Source organism: Enterobacter sp. Taxon_8, assembly GCF_058354585.1.
Window position 1 is genome coordinate 4007975 of the sequence record NZ_CM177989.1, and the last position, 20335, is coordinate 4028309.

Annotated in this window: 24 protein-coding genes and 1 pseudogene; 22 read left to right on the plus strand and 3 right to left on the minus strand. The window is 52.9% G+C overall.

Going from position 1 to position 20335, the window contains the following annotated elements:
• The first annotated feature begins 454 nt into the window (after positions 1-454).
• The 22 genes and pseudogenes from AC4IBF_RS19070 (at position 455) to AC4IBF_RS19175 (ending at position 18050) form a co-directional block, all read left to right on the plus strand.
• Complete coding sequence (locus tag AC4IBF_RS19070) at positions 455-871, plus strand: STY4534 family ICE replication protein (RefSeq protein ID WP_001291903.1); 417 nt, start codon at positions 455-457, stop codon at positions 869-871.
• A 120-nt stretch (positions 872-991) separates the two neighbouring features.
• Positions 992-1456, plus strand: a complete 465-nt coding sequence (pilL2, locus tag AC4IBF_RS19075; protein ID WP_491463029.1) for a PFGI-1 class ICE element type IV pilus protein PilL2 — start codon at positions 992-994, stop codon at positions 1454-1456.
• The gene (locus tag AC4IBF_RS19080) at positions 1449-2057 is read left to right on the plus strand and encodes a hypothetical protein (RefSeq protein WP_491463030.1); all 609 of its coding nucleotides are present in this window, start codon (positions 1449-1451) and stop codon (positions 2055-2057) included. The genes pilL2 and AC4IBF_RS19080 overlap by 8 nt, the downstream gene beginning before the upstream one ends.
• 6 nt (positions 2058-2063) lie before the next feature.
• Positions 2064-2714: a TIGR03759 family integrating conjugative element protein gene (locus tag AC4IBF_RS19085; RefSeq protein WP_150388355.1), complete on the plus strand. Its 651-nt coding sequence runs from the start codon at positions 2064-2066 to the stop codon at positions 2712-2714.
• Positions 2690-3223, plus strand: a complete 534-nt coding sequence (locus AC4IBF_RS19090; protein ID WP_150388356.1) for a lysozyme family protein — start codon at positions 2690-2692, stop codon at positions 3221-3223. Before AC4IBF_RS19085 ends, AC4IBF_RS19090 begins: the two co-directional genes overlap by 25 nt.
• Complete coding sequence (locus AC4IBF_RS19095) at positions 3220-3627, plus strand: integrating conjugative element protein (protein ID WP_491463031.1); 408 nt, start codon at positions 3220-3222, stop codon at positions 3625-3627. The genes AC4IBF_RS19090 and AC4IBF_RS19095 overlap by 4 nt, the downstream gene beginning before the upstream one ends.
• Positions 3624-5657, plus strand: coding sequence for a type IV conjugative transfer system coupling protein TraD (gene traD, locus AC4IBF_RS19100; protein WP_491463032.1), 2034 nt, complete (start codon positions 3624-3626; stop codon positions 5655-5657). Before AC4IBF_RS19095 ends, traD begins: the two co-directional genes overlap by 4 nt.
• Complete coding sequence (locus AC4IBF_RS19105; protein WP_117271960.1) at positions 5620-5886, plus strand: hypothetical protein; 267 nt, start codon at positions 5620-5622, stop codon at positions 5884-5886. Before traD ends, AC4IBF_RS19105 begins: the two co-directional genes overlap by 38 nt.
• Positions 5886-6569, plus strand: a complete 684-nt coding sequence (locus AC4IBF_RS19110) for a TIGR03747 family integrating conjugative element membrane protein (protein WP_491463033.1) — start codon at positions 5886-5888, stop codon at positions 6567-6569. Before AC4IBF_RS19105 ends, AC4IBF_RS19110 begins: the two co-directional genes overlap by 1 nt.
• Positions 6570-6671: 102 nt before the next feature.
• Complete coding sequence (locus AC4IBF_RS19115; protein ID WP_491463034.1) at positions 6672-8069, plus strand: RES family NAD+ phosphorylase; 1398 nt, start codon at positions 6672-6674, stop codon at positions 8067-8069.
• 176 nt (positions 8070-8245) lie between these two features.
• On the plus strand, positions 8246-8671 hold the full coding sequence (locus AC4IBF_RS19120; RefSeq protein ID WP_079973186.1) for a hypothetical protein: 426 nt from the start codon (positions 8246-8248) through the stop codon (positions 8669-8671).
• A 103-nt stretch (positions 8672-8774) separates the two neighbouring features.
• Positions 8775-9095 carry an integrative conjugative element protein, RAQPRD family gene (locus tag AC4IBF_RS19125; RefSeq protein WP_150388361.1) on the plus strand — a complete coding sequence of 107 codons (321 nt, stop codon included), beginning with the start codon at positions 8775-8777 and terminating at the stop codon, positions 9093-9095.
• A complete protein-coding gene (locus AC4IBF_RS19130) occupies positions 9092-9325 on the plus strand; it encodes a TIGR03758 family integrating conjugative element protein (RefSeq protein WP_150388362.1) in 234 nt (77 codons plus the stop codon). The genes AC4IBF_RS19125 and AC4IBF_RS19130 overlap by 4 nt, the downstream gene beginning before the upstream one ends.
• An 18-nt stretch (positions 9326-9343) precedes the next feature.
• Positions 9344-9670: a TIGR03745 family integrating conjugative element membrane protein gene (locus AC4IBF_RS19135; RefSeq protein WP_491463035.1), complete on the plus strand. Its 327-nt coding sequence runs from the start codon at positions 9344-9346 to the stop codon at positions 9668-9670.
• Positions 9671-9673: 3 nt separating this feature from the next.
• Positions 9674-10027, plus strand: a complete 354-nt coding sequence (locus AC4IBF_RS19140; protein WP_491463036.1) for a TIGR03750 family conjugal transfer protein — start codon at positions 9674-9676, stop codon at positions 10025-10027.
• Positions 10024-10650: a PFL_4703 family integrating conjugative element protein gene (locus AC4IBF_RS19145; protein WP_150388364.1), complete on the plus strand. Its 627-nt coding sequence runs from the start codon at positions 10024-10026 to the stop codon at positions 10648-10650. The genes AC4IBF_RS19140 and AC4IBF_RS19145 overlap by 4 nt, the downstream gene beginning before the upstream one ends.
• Complete coding sequence (locus tag AC4IBF_RS19150; protein ID WP_491463037.1) at positions 10647-11435, plus strand: TIGR03749 family integrating conjugative element protein; 789 nt, start codon at positions 10647-10649, stop codon at positions 11433-11435. Before AC4IBF_RS19145 ends, AC4IBF_RS19150 begins: the two co-directional genes overlap by 4 nt.
• Positions 11432-12769 carry a TIGR03752 family integrating conjugative element protein gene (locus AC4IBF_RS19155; protein ID WP_491463038.1) on the plus strand — a complete coding sequence of 446 codons (1338 nt, stop codon included), beginning with the start codon at positions 11432-11434 and terminating at the stop codon, positions 12767-12769. Before AC4IBF_RS19150 ends, AC4IBF_RS19155 begins: the two co-directional genes overlap by 4 nt.
• Positions 12769-13158, plus strand: a complete 390-nt coding sequence (locus AC4IBF_RS19160) for a TIGR03751 family conjugal transfer lipoprotein (protein WP_491463039.1) — start codon at positions 12769-12771, stop codon at positions 13156-13158. The genes AC4IBF_RS19155 and AC4IBF_RS19160 overlap by 1 nt, the downstream gene beginning before the upstream one ends.
• Positions 13158-15817: pseudogene (locus tag AC4IBF_RS19165) on the plus strand (conjugative transfer ATPase). Before AC4IBF_RS19160 ends, AC4IBF_RS19165 begins: the two are co-directional and overlap by 1 nt.
• A gap of 228 nt (positions 15818-16045) precedes the next feature.
• Complete coding sequence (locus tag AC4IBF_RS19170; RefSeq protein ID WP_052133710.1) at positions 16046-17437, plus strand: AAA family ATPase; 1392 nt, start codon at positions 16046-16048, stop codon at positions 17435-17437.
• Complete coding sequence (locus AC4IBF_RS19175) at positions 17421-18050, plus strand: HNH endonuclease (RefSeq protein ID WP_047464455.1); 630 nt, start codon at positions 17421-17423, stop codon at positions 18048-18050. The genes AC4IBF_RS19170 and AC4IBF_RS19175 overlap by 17 nt, the downstream gene beginning before the upstream one ends.
• A 286-nt stretch (positions 18051-18336) precedes the next feature.
• On the opposite strand, the gene AC4IBF_RS19180 is transcribed toward AC4IBF_RS19175, so the two are convergent.
• The 3 genes from AC4IBF_RS19180 to AC4IBF_RS19190 all read right to left on the minus strand — a co-directional run bounded on the left by AC4IBF_RS19180 (position 18337) and on the right by AC4IBF_RS19190 (position 20333).
• Positions 18337-19632, minus strand: a complete 1296-nt coding sequence (locus tag AC4IBF_RS19180; protein ID WP_491463040.1) for a hypothetical protein — start codon at positions 19630-19632, stop codon at positions 18337-18339.
• Between the two features lie 132 nt (positions 19633-19764).
• Positions 19765-19989: a helix-turn-helix domain-containing protein gene (locus AC4IBF_RS19185; protein ID WP_000205058.1), complete on the minus strand. Its 225-nt coding sequence runs from the start codon at positions 19987-19989 to the stop codon at positions 19765-19767.
• Positions 19990-20096: 107 nt separating this feature from the next.
• Complete coding sequence (locus AC4IBF_RS19190; protein ID WP_000095374.1) at positions 20097-20333, minus strand: helix-turn-helix domain-containing protein; 237 nt, start codon at positions 20331-20333, stop codon at positions 20097-20099.
• Between the last annotated feature and the right edge of the window lie 2 nt (positions 20334-20335).

Below are 20335 nucleotides of genomic sequence, written 5' to 3' on the forward strand. Positions count from 1 at the left end.
CACCCTTTACGTTCCTGTTCATTATCATTCCGGGCGGATAGCCAGGCGACAACCGTCTCGCTATCCGCCCGGACCTCCTGCATTTTTCCGGCGCCCACCGGATAACAACGGGATCCGTTTGTGCGCAAGCGCCAGTTATTGCGATTTACACTGCTGGCAGAAATCGCGCGTAACCCTACGCGAACAGTGATACCTTCAGCCCGCTGCACCTTAACAGCCTCCGTGCGGAACACGATATTTAAGGTGCAGCAAAAATATCGTCTCGCAATTTCCCTTCCCCCTCGTTTAAATCCCCTTGCTTATCTGGTAGCCGGAACCTGCACGCTACCCGCCGTAAGGCGTGGTTCCTGACACACAATCCTTTTAATTGCGCAGCATCACACAGGCGCATTCCTTTCACCCGATGCACTCTGCATATCACCAGGTAACGCGTGTTGTCACGCGGGAGGATCCTATGAGCGAGAAAACTTACTTCAATCTGTACACCAGCGGTCTGGGTTACGTAAACCGTGTTCGCACCGTCACCCCAAAACGCGGCGAGCCTTTTTTATGCTGTGACATTGCCGCATTAAGCGGAGCCGCCGATGACGTGGACTATGTCCGCTTTGACTGCAAAGTCACCGGCAGCGAAGCGCGTAAGCTGATTGCCCGCTGCGAGCAGGCGGTCAATGAAAAGCGCAAGGTGCTAATCCACTTCCGGTTGGGCGACTTATACGTCGATATGTTCACCTACAGCAAAGGCGAGCGTAAAGGCGAAACGGGCGTCAGCCTGAAAGCCCGTCTGCTCTATATTGGCCTTGTCAAAATCGACGGTGAAGTCGTCTGGCAGGCCGGAAATCAGGAAACAGAGGCGGAAGCTGATGCAGCCTGAATCTTTATCGTGACGCCCACTCCGGGCGTCTTTTTTTCATCACCGAAAAACAATTTCCCGTTGTTTGTCCTCCCTCCTTTGCACACCCTCTGGCTATTCCTCACCAGATTCAAAGAGACAATGGCGCGAATAACAGAATGGATTATCACATTGCTGATGCTGGGCGGCTGCACCGCGCCCCGCCAGCCCCCTGTGCCTGCGCCAAAACCAGCACCAATGCCAGCGCCTGAAGTCGTGCGCTATGACCGCTACCTGCTTATTAACACCCGCCCCGACGAAGCTCAGCGCAACCCGCTGCACCAGATCGTCAACATCAACCTGCCGCTGAACCTGAAACTCACCGTTGGCGACGCCTTCGCCTGGCTGCTGAAACAGAGCGGCTACAACCTGTGCGCCGATGACCATCCAACGCAGTTTCTGGCTGGCAAACCGCTGCCGCTTTCGCAATACCGACTCGGCCCGATGCGACTGGAAGAGGCGCTGAAAACGCTGGCCGGGCCAGGCTGGCTGATGCAGACAGACGTACTGAACCGCGAAGTTTGTTTTCATCTGAACACACCGGGAACAGGGGACCATCATGCTTAAGCGTCTGGCTTATCTGACTACCGCCAGTATTCTCCTCCTGCTGGCAGCGACAATGTTCTGGTGCGTCAACCGCCTGAATGTCCTGACGCTGGCACAGCAACAGACACAACGCCAGATAACACAGTGGCGCGACCAGCCACAACACAACAACGATTACCACGAGTTACAGGCTGCCGTAAAAAATATTACCGGACGCACGGAAGCCCTTGCCAGACAGCTTAACGATGCCGCCAGCACTCAGGCCGAACAACTTCAACCCATCAACGAAAAGATCAAGGCGCTGGATAGACAGGTCCAGACCCTGAGCGCCAGTTATCAACACCTGCAACAACAGACCGCCACGCGCAGCCGCGCAAAGGCAAAACGCCCCGTCCCATCTCCGCTTTGGGCCGCAAAGGCCCCTTTTTCCCTTATCAGCAGCGAGTTTCGCGCCGGACGGCAGTTCGCCGTCATCGCGCCATCCGGCTATCACTCGCTCTCACAGCTTCAGCTTGTGGCCCCCGGCGACAGCGTGCAGGGCTGGCAATTGCTGCAACTGGACGGCAGTCACGCCACTTTCCGTAAAGACGGGCAGCGGCTGACGCTGAACACCGGAGGATAAACTGCAATGCGCAGATATCTGTTGCTGTGCCTTCTGCTACTGCCACTGTTTGCCAGCCCGCAGCAAACCCGTATTGAAGGACAGACCATCACCCACACGCAGGCACAGCAGTGGGGATTAACCGACAGCGAATGGCAGCACTACCAGCAACTGCGTCAGGGCGAGCGCGGCATCTGGTCGCCGGGGCTCGATCCCCTCACCACCCTCGGCGTGGAAGCCAACAGCGACGCCGAACGCCAGCGCTATGCTGAGCTGCTGGCCCGTAAAGAGCATCAGCGGGTGGAGAAAGAGCTGGCATTCCAGCGTGCCTACGACCAGGCGTGGAAGCGGCTTTACCCGACGTTGACGCCCATCCGCAGCGTCGTCCAGCCACGTCTGGCGCTGTTCGTCAGCGAAAAGTGCCCGGCCTGCGAGACGCTGGCGCAGAAGCTTATCAACGATGACCGCCCGCTGGACATCTGGCTGGTCAACAGCCGTAACGACGATGCCAGCCTGCAACGCTGGGCGCAGCGCCAGCATATTGATATGCGCAAGGTCGAACGCGGGCAGATAACGCTTAATCACGATAACGGTCGCTGGCAGCACCTCGGCGGCGGAAAGTTGCCGTTACTGCTGGAGCAACAGGGGGAGCAATGGCATCCCGTCTCTGCACCCTGACAGTCGGCCTGCTTATCAGCGCTCACGCCTGTGCCGTGCCACCGCTATATGCGCAAATCGCCCGTCAACAACAGGTTCCGGCGGAACTGCTCTACGCGGTGGCCCGCGCGGAAAGCGGCACCCGGCTGGCGCAGGGGCTACATCCGTGGCCGTGGACGCTGAATATTGCCGGAACAGGATACCGTTACCCCAGCCGTTCTTCAGCCTGCCAGGCATTACTGGCCTTCGCCCGCACCCGCAGCCTGAAACGCATCGATGCCGGGCTGGGACAGATTAACCTCGGCTGGAACGGCCAGCGGTTTCCCTCACTGTGCGCCAGCTTTGATCCAGCTGATAATCTTACCGTCACAGCCCTGCTGCTGCGTCAGCACTACAACGCATCTCCCGGAAGCTGGCTGGACGCCGCCGCACACTACCACCATCCCGCCGGAGGCAAACCCGCCGCCGTCTACCGCCAGAAGATCAGCCAGCAAATCCGATTACTCTCCGCATCAGGGATGTCACCATGAAATACCTTGTTCCAGCCATGCTGCTGGTCACTGCTACCGCGATTGCCGGACCTGCCGTTCCCATGCAGGCGCTGGATGAAGCCCGGTTACTGCCGGTCGTCACCCGCAATCTGCATCCGGGTCAGCAACCGCGTCTGGCGCTCAACCTGCCGGGAATGACGCCGTTGTTTTTAATCGGTGACGATCCACAGTCCACAGAATGGCTGCGCCAGCACCGGGACGCATTAAAAACCCTGCACGCCACCGGGCTGGTCGTGAACGTTGCCACACTGGCGCGGTTGAATGCCCTGCGGACCATCGCTCCAGCGTTAACGCTGCTGCCCGTCAGCGCCGACGATATGGCAAAACACCTGCCCATCACCGCGTATCCGGTGCTAATCACCGACAAGGGGCTGGCACAGTGAGGCTCGATTTTATCCTGCGCCCGGCGGTGGAGCTTTACAGCGCCAGCTCGGCCCTGCTGGCGGCATTATGGTGCGTGGCGGCACCGCAAACTCTGCTGCTGACGCCTTATTCCGGCTGGCTGCTGGCGCTGGCCTTGTTTGCGCTGTCTGCCCTGCGGCTAAGGCAGGGAGTACGCATCCTGCGCTTTCGCCGCCGCGTGCGCCATCTGTCGCTCTGGACGCTCTCCGCCAGCCGCATCCCGCAGTTACCCGACTCGCTGTTTCTCGGGCGCGGCTTTCGCTGGCTACCTACGCATACCCAGCGGCTGTATCTGTGTCGCCTGCCGCAATGTGAGCACTGGTTGCGGACAGACCGCCCTTCCATCAGTGGCGGCGATCCGTTGCTGCATGGCGTGGAGTTGCACGAAGGCCGCGTTACACTGCCGCTGCGCGATCGACCGGGGCATACGCTGGTGCTCGGCACCACCCGCGTCGGTAAAACCCGGCTGGCAGAGCTGCTGATTGCCCAGGATATCCGCCGTGGCGACACGGTGATTGTTTTTGATCCCAAGGGTGACGCTGACCTGCTGCGTCGCGTCTGGGCAGAAGCGCATCGCGCCGGGCGAGAAAGCGTCTTCTGGCTGTTCCATCTCGGCTGGCCGGAGATCTCTGCCCGCTACAATGCCGTCGGACGTTTTGGCCGCATCTCGGAAGTTGCCAGCCGCATCGCCGGGCAACTCTCCACCGAGGGCAACTCCGCCGCCTTCCGCGAGTTTGCGTGGCGCTTCGTCAACATCATCACCCGCGCCCTGGTGGCGCTGGGCCAGCGCCCGGATTACGCCCGTATCGCCCGCCACGTTATCAACATCGACGAACTGTTTATCGACTACGCCCGCGTCTTTTTGCCCGGTCACGACCGCCAGGCATGGGATAACGTGGTACAGATTGCCGGTGGCATCACCGAGAAAAACACGCCTCGTAACCTTCAGGGACGGGACAGCTACGTCGTCGCACTGGAGCAGTACCTTTCCACCACCCGATTACACGACCCGATCCTCGACGGCCTGCGTTCTGCCGTCCGCTATGACAAAACCTATTTCGATAAGACTGTAGCCTCGCTGCTGCCGCTGCTGGAAAAACTGACCACCGGGAAAATCGCGCAACTACTGGCCCCGGACTACGGCGACCTTAACGACCCGCGCCCGGTGTTCGACTGGCAGCAGGCCATTCGCCAGCGGGCGATTGTCTATGTCGGGCTGGATGCGCTGTCCGATGCCGAGATTGCTGCCGCCGTGGAAAATTCAATGTTTGCCGATCTGGTCAGCGTCGCCGGACATATCTACAAACACGGCGTGATGGATGGCCTGCCGCAGACGGAAGAGAAAGCGGCCATCAACCTGCACTGCGATGAGTTCAGCGAACTGATGGGCGATGAATTTATTCCGCTGATCAACAAAGGCGGCGGCGCGGGTGTACAGGTCACGGCTTACACCCAGACGCTCTCCGACATCGAAGCCCGCATCGGCGATCGCGCCAAAGCGGGCCAGGTGGTTGGCAATTTCAACAGTCTGATCATGATGCGGGTACGGGAGACCGCCACCGCCGAATTGTTGACGAAACAACTGCCGCAGGTGGATGTGCTCAGCAACAGCGTCAGCTCCGGCGTCACCGACAGCGCCGACGCTCAGGGCAATATCGGATTTTCCAGCAACACCCAGGATCGGGTGAGCAGCGTACAGGTGCCGCTACTGGAACCCGCCTCACTTGTACAGCTACCCAAAGGTCAGGCGTTCGCTCTGCTGGAAGGTGGCCAGCTCTGGAAGTTACGCATCCCGTTACCGGATATCGCGCACGATCCGCTGATGCCGGAAAGCATCGCGCAAATCGCCCGTTATATGGAAAAACAGTATGACAGCGCGCCTGTATGGTGGAACCGCCCGGAGGCAGTTGTAACGGCGAAAAATGACCCTATTTTATGGCTGAACGACAGCGAAACCACGGAGAAACAAACCGATGATACCCCGGACGCACCGCCAGCTCGTGAGCGTTGAAGTGATGTGGCCTGCACAAACGCTGCCTCTTCCCCTGCAACAGGCGGTGGAAGCGCTGACGCAAGGAGAAACGCCCGACCAGATTATCGCTCGCATGAATTTACAGGGCTTTCAGGCATGGCGCGAAGCTACATCACCGCAGGATGAACACGATATTTTTCAGGTACGACTGGATGAGGCTCACGAGGCGCGATTCCTCTGTCGCTACGTTACGCTACCGCTGCACTGATGCCCGAACATGCGCCACCAGGCCCCGTGCGTCGCCCCGCACTGCTCGGCTGGCTCGCATTGTTGCCCGGCGTGCTGGCTGGCTTTTGCCTCGGCGCATGGATGCTGGCAATAGCGCTGGAGTGGCTGGGCGACGCATTTTTCTGGCGGAACACCTGCGCCAGCCACAGTGAACAGGTATTGCAGGCGACATGGCAGTGGTGGCGGGGTTCCGCTGGCGCACCGATGTGGTTAGTAGAAGACCTCGCGATTGTCAGCGATACGTTGCAGAAAGGTATAGCGACGCTGGTTCATTCGCTCAACGGACAAAGCGGATTGTTCTGGACAGAGGCTGTCACCACGGTGATCCGCTGCGCATTGCTGTCTTCGGAAAATATCACCCTCACCTTTCTGTTGCGGCTGGCGATTCTGTTGCAGGCGCTACCGCTGTTTGCGCTCACCATTACCATTGGCCTTATCGACGGGCGGGTAAGACGCGATTTACGGCGATTCGGCGCAGGCCATGAGTCCGGGTTTGTTTATCATCACTCCAGGCGTATGATCAGCTCCAGCCTTGCGGCAACGGGGCTGGTGTGGCTGACGGTGCCGGTTTTCCTTGATCCGGTGTATTTGTTGGTAGCAGGAGCAATACTAATCGGCCTAACAATATCAGTGGCAGTTGGGGCTTTCAAAAAATTTATGTGATGTAATTCAGCCTCTGAAACATGCAATTAGATAGCAAGATTTGAAATTAAACCCAGTTTGCAGGAAAGTATGGTTTTCAGACCAACCAAAATCAGGGTGTTTATGAGCGACGAAAAAACAATCTGTCATCAGTGCATTGGTGAGAAATATGTCAAAGCCACTATAAAGAATACAGGTACAACGATAGCAACTTGCAGCTTTTGTGAAAAAAGGCGAAAAAACCTTCCTTTACATGATATTGTGGGAATGATGCATCACGTATTTGAAAATTACTATCAATCCCAAGAAGATAATGGATACTCCTGGATGGATGGCGGCGACTCTGCACAAATAGTCATTGGAAATGAATTAATCGTTGATGAAGATATTGCCAATGACATCTATGATGGACTCTGTGAGAGTTATAATCGCTATGATGATTGCGATCCAGCAGTCTATAACGATGATTATATTTATAGTAGTCGAGGTTTTTCGACAGGGAAGTTAAATCAAGCCTGGCACAAAATGAAACAATCACTGAACGAAGAAGCTCGTTTTTTCAATCGTTCAGTTAAATTGTTTTTAGATGATTTATTCTCAGACCTCGATGATTTTAAAATCGGGAATGAACAATCGCCCATCAAAATTATTGACCAGAATATCCAGCTTTATAGAGCAAGAGTATTTGAAAACAATAATGAAATCGGCGAAGCACTGATGCACCCAGAGCGGAACTTCGGACCACCACCTCCTGAGCTAGCCCGTTCAGGTCGTATGAATGCACATGGAATATCCGTTTTCTATGGTGCAACCACGCCAGACATCGCAATTTCTGAGGTTCGCCCCCCCGTAGGGAGTCGGGTAATCGTAGCCCCATTTGTATCTCGTAAGCCATTGCGAATACTAGATATCTCTGCGCTAGATTCCTTAATCTTCAGCCGTGAAAGTATATTTAATCCTGCAACAATAAAAAGTCTGGAGAAAACCGCATTTCTGAAAACCTTCTCCCGAAAAATGACACTACCTGTATTCGGGAAACGACAGGATAGAGAATATTTGATCACACAGGCAATTGCAGAATATCTCAGCATCTCTAAGAAATACCGATTAGATGGAATAAGTTTCCGTTCAACACAGGTCAGAAAAAAAAGTAAAGGTCGTCAACATACCAGTGAAGCCGGGTATAATGTTGTACTGTTCAGCAAGTCATCCGGAGTCATGTACTCTGAAGAAAATGAGCGACTCTATAAAGTTAATCTGATGAGCAATTTAGAACATGACGCTGAATATTTCAACCCCTCAATTCACCTTATTGAAGATGAGCGCGATGATAAAAACACATGGATATACACCCCTTTTAAAAACAAAGAAAAAACACTAGAACTTATAACCTCAGGCCTCACTTACTACAAAATAGAAGGTGTCTCTTATCAAAAAAGAAAAACAGAGATTGAACAAGGGCTACCAGTAAAAAACACGTCACCAATACACAGTCACAACATAGTTCCTGACATCTTTTAATTATTAACTGGGATCAAGTGTTATTTATAAAAATTGGTGTGGCAATAATAAAAACCACACCATCAATTTCTTATCACAGGAGTATACATAGAGGTAAGTATATAAAGAAATAAGTGTATTAATTAGGTTAACAGGTCACGTTACAATTTTGTTTTTATTGACATGAGGATTTAATAATGGAATGGGGTTCTGTAAGTGATTGGTTCAGCACTGGTGCAAATATTATCATGGCAGGATGTGCCTTTTATGCTGCAAGGAACGCAAAAGAATGGGTTACTCAAAGACATTTTGATGAAACCCGTGAGTTCATGAAAATTATGACACAGGTTAATGATGGACTACTAAAATACATCTGTAACTCAGAAGGCGGTAATTTAGAGTATGCCTTTGCTTTACCCTATTTTTATCCTGCTGATGAACAAATAAAAATAATTGGTCTTCTTTTACCCCCCAATAAAAAAATCAAACTCGATGAAGAATACAAAAACTTTCGTGATAACACGATAAATAGTTGGATAGAAGCCCGAGATCACTCAAATGACCCTGACTATGTTTATACAACCTATCCAGACTTCTATGAATACTTAAGGAAACTCAAATGATCTTTCGAAGAAATATTTTGCAAACCCGATAAATAATTCCCTAAGGAATTCGGGACCATATTATCCTATCCTGCCTCAGAAATGAGTCCGCAGGAACTTTGCCATGAAATCCAGATATCCCTTTGTCATACTCGCCATAGCACTATGCCCTGCAATGGCAGCCTTCGCCGCTCCCCTCACCGAGCGCGAAGAGCTAACCCTGTCCCTCAACCAGCTAACCCAAATCGAAGCCTCTCTCCACCGCGCCCAGCAAAGCGCCAGAACCGGTATCAACGAGCGCTACTACTTCGACTATCCGCGTATCCACGGCGATATCACCACTCTGCGTAGCGGGATTGACCATTACCTCACCCCTGCGCGAGCCCAGCCGCGAGATACGGCAACGCTGGTCGGGCAATACCGTGAGGAGAAAACCGCGCCATGACCCCCGAACAAATCAGCGCCTTCCAGGCTTCCAGTCTGGTGAAACCCGATGCCGTCAGCCTGGTGATGCTCGGCCTGTTCAGCGCCTTTCTGCTGCTGTGGGTGGTCTGGGTACTGAATGATGCCTACCGGGGCGTGGCAACCGCGCGGGTAAGCTGGCGAGCGCTGGGCAGCATCGGTGGGCGCACCATCTTACTGCTGCTGGTCAGCTTCTGGCTGGTGCTGAGCTAGCGGATTTCAGGAGGCATAATGAAAAAATGGCTATTCAGACTGCTGCTGTGGCTCCCGGCCCTGCCCGTTCGGGCCGATCTGCCCGAGATGGAAGATCCCTCACGCGGTCAGGGCGACGGTATCATGGAAACCTTGCAGAACTACGGTTATGACATCGTGATCCTGATAACGCTGGGCATCTGCGCCGTGGGCTTTCTGGTGGTCGCCAATAACTGCATCGCCACCTACTCCGAGATTCAGGGTGGGCATAAGCAATGGAAAGATTTAGGCGCAATGGCGGGCGTCGGCGCGGTTCTGCTGGTGATCACTATCTGGTTGCTCAACCAGGCCTCGGACATCCTGTAAGCCATGAGCACTATCCCCTTTCTCCCGGAACGACTGAACTGTGAGCCTGCGGTGTTTCGCGGCCTGACTGTCAGCGAGCTGCTGATAGCGCTGCTGGTCGGGCTGGCTACCGGTGCAATCGCCGGAACCATTCCGGCTGTGCTCTGGCGAAACTGGAGCCTTATCCCCGGCAGCGCCCTGCCCGGCGGTGCGCTGGCGATCCTCTGCGGCGGACGCTGGCTGGCGCGGCTGAAGCGAGGGCGTCCGGAGAGCTGGCTGTACCGGGCGCTTGAGCTGAAACTGGCCCGCTTTGGTATCGGCGCTCAGCGTTTTGTCCTGCACGATGGCGTCTGGGCTATTCGTCGGAGCCGACGATGAGCGCCTTTAAGCACGCGCTGGCTGCGCGGGATGCGCATATCCGCACCCTGCATATTGCGCTGATCGCGTTATTCCTGCTGGCATCAGGCATGGGATTCGGCTGGTACAGCGCACCGCGCCAGCTCACGGTGTACCTGCCACCGGATCTCCGCGCGGCCAGTCAGCGTCCGTGGTGGGAAGTGCCGCCCGCCACGGTGTACGCCTTCGCGTTTTCGGTGTTTCAGCAGATCAACCGCTGGCCGACCAACGGCGAGGCCGATTATCCCCGCAACCTCAGTGCCCTGCGGGCCTATCTTACCCCCGGCTGCTTCAGCCAGATTGACCACGAATTTCACCAGCGCCTGCAAAACGGCGAGCTGCGCGACCGGGTGCGCGGGGTGTATGAAATCCCCGGTCGGGGATTCAGCGATAAGCGGGTGCAGATCCTCGACCGCGACAACTGGATTGTGACGCTGGATCTGACCGTCGATGAGTATTTCTACTCCGAACCCGTCAAGCGGGCGATGGTCCGTTACCCCATTAAGGTGCTGCGCTACAACATCGATCAGCAGAAAAATCCGTGGGGGCTGGCGCTGGACTGCTTCGCCTCGCCGCCGCAGAAGCTAGAGGCGGTGAAACCATGAATGCCCGCCCGCTGTTGATCCTGCTGGTTGCCCAGCCCCTACACGCCGTTGAGCTGGTGAAGTGGGAACGCATTCCGCTGCCAGTGGTGCTGAACATCGGGCAGGAGCGGATCGTCTTTGTCGATCGTAATGTCCGGGTGGGCTATCCCGCCGCGCTGGAAGGTAAGCTGCGCATCCAGAGCAGCAACGGTACGCTGTATTTACTCGCCAGCCAGCCGTTCGCCGCCACCCGGCTACAGCTTCAGGACACAGAAAACGGCGAGCTGATTTTGCTGGACGTCTCCGCCAGCAAGGGCGAGCACATCCGGGAGCCGATACGCATTGTCCGCGAAGAGAAAAAAGCGACTGACGCGAAGCCTGATGCAGTTCCAGAACCCTTACCCTCCACGCCGCTGCCGGTCGCGCTCACCCGCTACGCCGCGCAGATGCTGTATGCCCCGCTACGCACCGTGGAACCTTTGCCGGGCGTTCAGCCCGAAGGCGTGCGGCTGGCAAAAACCATCACCACTTTGCTGCCCGCGCTACCCGTCAGCGCCATACCGATCGGCGGCTGGCGGCTCGATCCTTATCACCTGGCGGCGATCCGGCTGCAGAATAAAAGCGCCACCCGGCTGGAACTGGATCCACGCCAGCTTCAGGGGCTGTTTTATGCCGCCTCCTTCCAGCATCGCTGGCTGGGGCCTGCGGGCAGCGCCGAAGACACCACCGTACTCTATCTCATCACCCGCAATCAGCGTCCTGAACAGGCAATTCTGCCGGAGCCTGCGCCGGAGAAGAAAAAATGAAGCTCCAGGCCAATATCCTGCTGCGGGTTCTGACGCCGCTTATCCTGCTGGCGGGCAGCGTCCTGCTGTTTCATGCCTGTCAGGACCGTAAAACCACCCCGTCAAAATCCTCTGCGCCTGCAACGCCCCTCAGCCACGATGAGCTGAAAGCGCTGGGGATTGAGGGCGACACGCCCGCCGATACCGTTGCCACGCTGGTAGGCCAGATGAAGCTATGGCGCAAAGAGCTGGAAACGGTGAAAGCGAGCAACGCCGCGCTGTTGCAGGAAAACCAGCGCCTGCGTGAGCGCGAGCAGAATACCGACAGCCGCATCAACGAGGCCATTAACCGCCAGCAGACCAGCGCCTCGCAGCAGCAGAACGAATTACTCAGCTCGTTACAGACGCAGATCCAACAGCTTAAGGGAAACAGGACAACGGACGACTCGCTAGCCGGGCTGGGGATTGATGAACCGGAAACGGCCTCCGGCGAACCACTGCGCTGGATAGCCCCCGCCGATGCCCTGCCAACCGATAAAAATGGTCGTCCGCTGCAACCTGCGCTGGCCTTTCCTTCCACGATGCAGAACACTGCGCCACAGCCCGAAACACCACCGCCCGCCGCCGTCAAATCGGTCTACACCCTGCCACAGAACAGCACCTTAATCGGATCGGTGGCGATGACCGCGTTGCTGGGGCGCATTCCGCTTAACGGCAGCGTTACCGATCCTTACCCGTTCAAGGTGCTGATTGGTCGCGATAACCTCACCGCCAACGGTATCGAGTTGCCCGATATTGAAGGCGCGGTGATCTCCGGCAGCACCACCGGCGACTGGACGCTTTCCTGCGTGCGCGGCAGCTTAACCTCAATCACCTTTGTCTTTCGCGACGGCACGGTGCGCACGCTACCCGCCGAAGGCGACAAAACCGGAAGCGGCACGGAGGGCAATATCGGCTGGCTATCCGATCCCCACGGCCTGCCCTGCATCCCCGGCGAACGCAAATCCAACGCTGCCGAATATATCGGCTCGCAGTTCCTACTGGCCGGCTCGTCCGCCGCCGCACAGGCGCTGGCGAACAACCAGACCACTTCCACCGTGGAGGACGGTTCCATCACCACTGCGCAGACGGGCGACAGCGGGCAGTACGTGCTCGGCCAGGCACTGGGCGGCGGCCTGAAGGAGAGCGCCGACTGGTTTAAGCAACGCTACGGCCAGATGTTCGACGCCATCTACGTACCGCCCGGCCAGGCCGTCGCCATCCATATCACCCGCCAGTTAGCCATTGATTACGATCCCAACGGACGCCGCGTGAACTACCGCACGGCGGGCGAGAACACTGGAGATCTGGACTGATGCGTATGCTGATTTTGCTGTTATCGCTGCTGCTGACCGCCTGTAGCACCGACCAGAAAACGCTGCTGCCAGTGGATGAAAACACCACCATGCTCAATATCTGGGGCCAACAGAATAACGATGCACAGGCGCTGTACGACGCGCGATCGGTTCTGCGTCGCCCACTGGATGACGCCACGATGACCGCGCAACTGCAGCAGGCCACACGCAGCGACGACAATGCCACGAAGGCACTGTTCCGGCGGCTGCCGAACCCGGATCTGGAGATGTATATCTTTCCCCATCTGGCAGGCAGCGAAGGCGTCCCGGTGCCGGGCTACACCACCGTCTTCCCCTTCTATAACCAGGTGCAGTACGCCCTGCCCGGAGAGCGGACCGATCCGCTGTGATGATGCGCAGCGGCACCCTGACCGAACGGACGGTGGACAGCCTGTACCAGAAAGGCGCGTCGTTCGTCGATTTTATGCCGTGGGTGGAGTATCAGCCGGAAAGCAAAACGCTGCTGCTGGATGACGGGCGCTCGGTCGGCGCGGTGTATGACATCACGCCGTTCGGCACCGAAGGCCGCTCTCCGGCACGGCTGGAAGAGTTGCGCGATATCCTGAAGGATGCGCTCCAGGACAGCTTCACAGAATACGACCGCCATCCGTGGGTGGTGCAGTTTTACTGCAGGATGAGGACGATACCGCAAGCTGGCTGGCCGCGCTGCATGACTACGCCGTACCGGAAGCACGGAGCTCTGATTTTACCCGCGCCTGGCTGAATGAGATGGAACGCCATCTGCACGCGGTTTCCCGCCCGGAAGGCTACTTCCTGGACGACGCCGTCAGCCATACCCGCTGGCGCGCTCAACAGCGCCACCCCCGGATGGTGGTCTACCGCTGGCTACCCAATAAATCCCGCGATCCGCTGGAAGATCCCCCGGAAGAGGCACTGAACACCGTTTGCGAACGAATGGTTTCCGCGCTGGCGGGCGCGGGTATTCACGCCCGCAGGCTGGAATGTGAGGCCATTCGCCACTGGCTGCTGCGCTGGTTTAATCCTGCCCCGCAGATGGCCGACTCACCCCGGCAATTCTGGCAACAGATGGCGCAGCAGGATGACACACCGGAGTTGAACGACTTTGCCGAGAGCCTGCTGTGTAGCGAACCACGCTCACAGGCCGCGCAGGGAACATGGCTGTTCGACCAGCGTCCGCATAAGGTCATCGTGCTGGACAGGCTGCGCAAACCGCCCACCGTCGGCCATATGACCGGAGAAGCCGCACGCGGCGACGGCATTAACGCCCTGTTCGACCTGCTGCCGGAAGGGGTGATTATGGCGCTGACCATCGTCGTCTGGCCGCAGGACCGGCTGGAGGAACATTTAAGCCGCCTCAGCGACCGCGCCATCGGCGAGAACGTCGAATCGGAGTACACTAAAAAAGACTGTCAGGAGGTGCGCCACTGGTTGAAAGACGGCCACAAACTCTACCGCAGCGCGCTGGCATTTTACCTCTCCGCCCCGGATAACGGCGAACTGACCCGACGCGTGCGCAGCCTGAACAGTCTGCTGCTGAACGCGGGTATGGTTCCGGTACAGGAGAATGACGAACTCGCCCCGCTCAGTTCGTGGCTACGCTGGCTGCCGATGTGCTTCGATCCGGCGCGGGACAAGCGCCAGCTCTATACCCGCTTCAGCTTTGTGCAGCACCTCGCCAACCTGCTGCCGCTGTTTGGCCGTGAGAGCGGCACCGGGCATCCTGGCGTCAGCTATTTCAACCGGGGCGGTGGGATGCTGTGCTGGGATCCGCTTAACCGCGAGGACCGCGCCCAGAACGGCCACCTGTTGCTACTCGGCCCGACCGGTGCGGGCAAATCTGCCACCCTGAACGCCAAAATCGCGCAACTGATGGCGCTGCACCGCCCACGTCTGTTTATCGTCGAGGCAGGCAACTCGTTCGGACTGATGGCCGATTACGCCCGCGAGCATGGCCTGACGGTGAATAAAATCAGCCTGAAGCCCGGCTCCGGCATCACGCTGCCGCTGTTTGCTGACGCATGGAAGCTGGCAGAAAGCGACGTGATTTTACCAGAACCAGATGACGACGACCCCGAAGAGACCGACAACGAGCAGCGCGATCTGCTGGGCGAGATGGAGATCACGGCCCGCCTGATGATCACCGGCGGCGAGCTGAAAGAGGATGCCCGACTCACCCGCTCTGACCGGGCATTAATTCGCGAAGCGATTCTCCATGCCGCCCGGCTCACCGCCCGCGAGAAAAGACAGACGCTAACGCAGGATATCCGCGACGCGCTATTCACACTGGCGCAGGATGCGGCGCTTCCGGAATCCCGCCGTAACCGGCTGTGGGAGATGGGCGAAGCGATGAATATGTTCTGCTCCGGGTTTGAGGGCGAACTGTTTAACCGTGAAGGTGAGGCGTGGCCGGAAGCGGATATCACCCTGGTGGACCTGGCGATGTTTGCCCGCGAAGGGTACGAAGCGCAACTGGCGATTGCCTATATCTCGCTGATTAACCATATCAACAACCTTGGTGAGCGTGACCAGCATCTGGCCCGGCCCATCGTCAATATTACCGACGAGGCACACATCATCACCGTCAACCCGCTACTGGCGCGGTTTCTGACCAAAGGCTCGAAGATGTGGCGCAAGCTGGGGATCTGGCTTTGGCTGGCAACGCAGAACCTGAGCGACTTCCCGGATGATGCGAAGAAGCTGCTCAATATGATCGAGTGGTGGGAGCTACTGGTGATGCCACCTGAAGAGGTGGAACAAGTCAGCCGCTTTAAATCCCTGACGCCGGAGCAGCGACAGCTCCTGCTAAGTGCGACCAAAGCGCCGGGAAAATACACCGAAGGCGTGGTGCTTTCTCCGCGAGTGGAAGCGCTGTTCCGGGTGGTCTCCCCTGCCCTGTGGCTGGCGCTGGGAATGACGGAGAAGCATGAAAAGGCGGAGCGGATGCGGATTATGCGGGAGTTTGGGTGTAGTGAACTGGAAGCCGCGATTACAGTGTCAGAAAGGAGTTCTTTCAGTGGGCAACATTAGACCGTCTAACCTCAAACACAAATTCTGTGAACTAAATATAGTCTCAATAACAGTAACCAATAAAACAATCACCTTACGCAACTAAATTCCATACCATTAACTTCACCTAGTTAGAACAAGGCAGATGATATAAACTTCTTACTAAATTAATTGGACTTTCATTTTATTGAATAGTAATTTCTTACCGATACTTAGAGCTCGCACCAACTTTAATTTAATGGAGGAAAAATGATTGAGACAATTGATTCTGGCGACATACGATATGAATTTATTGACAAATCACTGTTAAGTCATGATGGCTCAAATATTTTTACAGTAATGATAGGAAGAAATGGAACCGGTAAGAGTCGATTACTAAAGGATATTGTTGAAGCTGTATCCAGTGAAAAACAAAAAAAATCCTCTTATAAAATCCAGTACATCAACTATAACAAAAGTGGTTTCTCCAAGGTAATTGCATTATCCACAACTCCTTTCGATAAATTCCCTTTACCTAGAACAATAGAATCTAATAATAAATATTACTATATCGGCATAAAAGATTGCGGTTTCCGTGATGTCAGTAATGGTTTTCTTAGAAAAATACTAGGCAGCTATTTGAGAGCATACCTCTTAGGTGATAGAGAAAGTCTAGGAAAAACACTTGACTATCTTGGATATGAAAAAACTTTCAATTTAAAATTTTCATATATCGGTGGTTCGATTATAGAAAGATTGACAAATGAACAAATAGAACTAAACAAACAAAATGTAAAATCAAATAAAAACTATAATTTAGCATGGAAATTAAGATACTACTTGGAAGAAAGATACAGAAAGGGTGAGTATCATTTGGAAAATTTCCTGTTTGAGGCGAAAAAGCATCCCGAGAGTGAAGGGTATGTCTCTACTATTTTGGAATCATTAATTAGTATTCCCGCAATACATCGCATTAGGAAAGTCAGCATATCAATTAATAACAACGAAGTTACTGTTTCAAACGAAAAAATATCATTTAACAATGAACTTATTAATTTGATAGATGCAGGCATATTAAAACTCGAGAGTGCATATCTTCAGAAGAAAGGAAGCAAGGAAATTTTTAAGATTAACGATGCGAGCTCCGGTGAACAATGTGTTATTTTAAGTATGCTGGGCATTTCCTCTCTTATTTCTGACAATTCGTTAATTCTTATTGATGAGCCGGAAGTATGTTTACATCCAGAATGGCAAGAAAAATACATTCAATTACTTACAAGGGTTTTCAACTCATACAAATACTGCCAATTCATAATAGCCACGCATTCACCGCAAGTTATAGCAAATCTAAGTACAGATCAGTGCTTCGTTCTAAAAATGGAAGATGGTGTTGTGCATAATGCAAATGAATTTATCCACAAATCATCCGACTTTCAATTAGCAACACTTTTTGAAAGCCCTGGATATAAAAATGAATATTTATCTCGACTAGCTGTTTCTTTATTTTCAAAAATTACTGCTGAGCGAAACATTGATAGTGAAGATTTAGAAACCCTTCATGTATTAAAAAAATCATTAGATATGTTATCGGTAGATGATCCTCTGTATGAGTTAATCAATGTAATTATCAAAGCCGGGAGTGTTTATGGCGGAGATAAATAAATCCATTGTTATATCCAAGGAAAGTGAGGATATTATAAAGTCAGTAAAATCTAAGCCAGGATTCACTTTCAAATTATGGTCAGATGAGGAGCTATTAAAAGTTAGAAGGGAAATTAGAAAATTCTATAGAAAACAACAAAAAGGTAAATGTGCTTATTGTCAAAATCCGGTTACCCTCTCGGCTTCTGGATGTCATGTCGAACATATAGTTGCAAAATCTTTACATGAAGAATTTATGTTTACTCCGAAAAATCTTTGTGTCATATGCCCCGATTGTAACGAAATAAAACGAGAGCAGGAAGTAATGGCAAACATAGAATCAACATTGAAAAATGACTCTCCAAAAACATATCCTAGAAGCAGCGCAGCATTTATAACATACCACCCGCACTTTGATAATTATAATGATCATATCATCAACATTGATGGGTATTATTTAGATAAATCAGAGAAGGGTGCCAATACTATTAGAATGTGTGTACTCAACAGAAAACTCAGAGAATTTGGATATGATGATAGTGCGATTGCAATTCCAGGACATTTAGATTTCATGATAAGGATTTTCTATAGTGGTAAAATTGATGAAATTAAAAAGCTAATCGGCATGAATTAATAAGTTCTAAATCAAAGGAGTCTATATATGGATTCCTTTGCAACCATTAATCCAAAATTAACAATAGGCGGCTTTATTTAACACCCATCTTATTTTATCTATTATAATTTTATAAAACCCGAATTAACTTTTAAAGATGGACATCTTAATCGAAGAAGGCTAATCCGTATAACAAAAAATATACTTCATAACTAGTCATGATTCATATACTAGGCCTCTAGTTTTACAAATGAAAAAAAAGCAAAAAACTACCTCCCTATGAATATTCAAGACTGAGACAACAGCATCATCCACTATTCAACTGCTCTTGCGGAGTTTTCCATCGCAACAATCGTTCAACGGCCGTATTTCCAGATAAGAGCTGCCGAGCCAGCTGTATACGTTCCATAATTTGTACCCTCTGTTGCTCACCAAGCTTGGACACATCAAATTCTGCTTCATAAAAAAACTGCTCTATACGCTTATCCTCTGCCCACTGCACCATAATAGATTTCAGCTCGGTCAAGCTGGCGTTGTATGCCTCTTTTTCCCTTCTGCTCCGCTCCTTTTCCCGATATCTCTTTTCATCCAGTCCCCACTGGATTCGCCGTTCTTCTGCTTTAATTCTGGCTTCTTCCTGCTGCTTCTTTATCAACGGAACAGCATCACGCATCGCGGAAATGATTTTCGGGATCTGGCTTATAAGCCCGCACTGTTTTGTCTGGCGAAACTCAACCTGCCAGTTAGTTGACGAGTATGGCGAGTAGAGCTGTAGAAAGAATCGTCCGGTAGGTAAGGCATGTTTAATGACATAGCGAAATGGCTTGTCATACTTCCCCCTCATCCAGCGGATCATCGTTTCATCGCGGATATACCGGCCATTAACCTCTTTTGCCGGAACATATTCCGTCATTTCAGCAAGGCTAAAGGCGAACAGCATATCCCCAACACAGATAATACTGGCTGAACAAGGGCGCCATAAACTGTCATAGCGCAAACCTCCCTCTTTTGGGTTTTCTTTGATATCTATGCCCTGACAATGAAGTCCTTCATTTCCTTCAGCTAACCTTACCCAATAACCTTGCTTTCCCAGTGCAGCAAAGAACCGACTCAGAAAATCGATAGCACTGTTGAATGCCGTTTCTGAAACATTCAGATCGAGTAGCTTCTTTTTTGTTGGTTTGTAGTAGCCGTCTTTTGTGACGGAAGAGACGGGAAGGTAAGTTTTGAGATCATCGATCAGTGAATAGCCACTACCCGCGGCCCTTGCTCGCTTTCGCGGTGCTGGCGCTGCTACTTTCGATGATACTTTTGTGGGAGGAGGAATGGCCTGGCTGGTTTTTCTGGGGGATTTTTCTACCTTGCCACTCTTAAAATCAGGCAAAGCAGGTACCGCCGGTGCAGTTCCTTTCGCCAGCGCCTTCCAGTATCCGGCGAGTGGTCTCGGTATTAGTAATTCAGCGCATCGTTTTTCCAGTTGCTCTTTGCTGATGCTATAGAGGGAAGTGATTCGCTCCGCAGGCTCTCGCCAGACAAGCTGGTAAAGCTCTTCCCTGTCGTCAGGTAACGTTTGAGTTGTATTAGATTGCAGGCTCTCTGACATGGCATTCTCCCTTTGCGGGAAACATTATCAAAGAATCTAACGGGTAATAGATTGAACGAAATCACTTTTTGAGGGCTATATTGTGAACATCCTTCACTTAGTAACCTCATGTTCTCGAAGTGAATATTAGTACTATAGCTTATTAATGATGCTGACAGGATCAATACCAACCAATCGGCATAGATGAACAAACTCGATGATATCTAACCGCCGCTCTCCGTTTTCTACTTTTGCGATGAAAGATTGTGGTCTTCCCAGCGCCTTGCCTAGCTCTTCTTGGGTGATGTGGCCAGCAACCCGCGCTTCACGTAATGCCTTTATAACCATCTGGTATTCAATAGAGTAGACAGAAGTCATTTCGTCAGCCTCAACAATAAGTTAAGGCCCGACTATCATGTCACCACCTAAATATCCCAAAATGGGATATTTACGATCAAACCCAACAACAATGAGCTGAGAAAACGTCACTTCTGAGGCAAAACCATTTTCAGTACGGCAGCAGGATCCAAAGATAGCAAATGAGCAATATGGGCAAATTCGATGATGTCCAGACGACGCTCACCATTTTCAACTTTGGCAACAAATGACTGCGGACGACCTAATGCTTTTGCAAGTTGTGCTTGCGTCAGACCTTTATCCTGTCTCGCCGAACGCAACAGTCTTATAACTTGCTGATACTGTTCAGAATAAATAGATGACATTT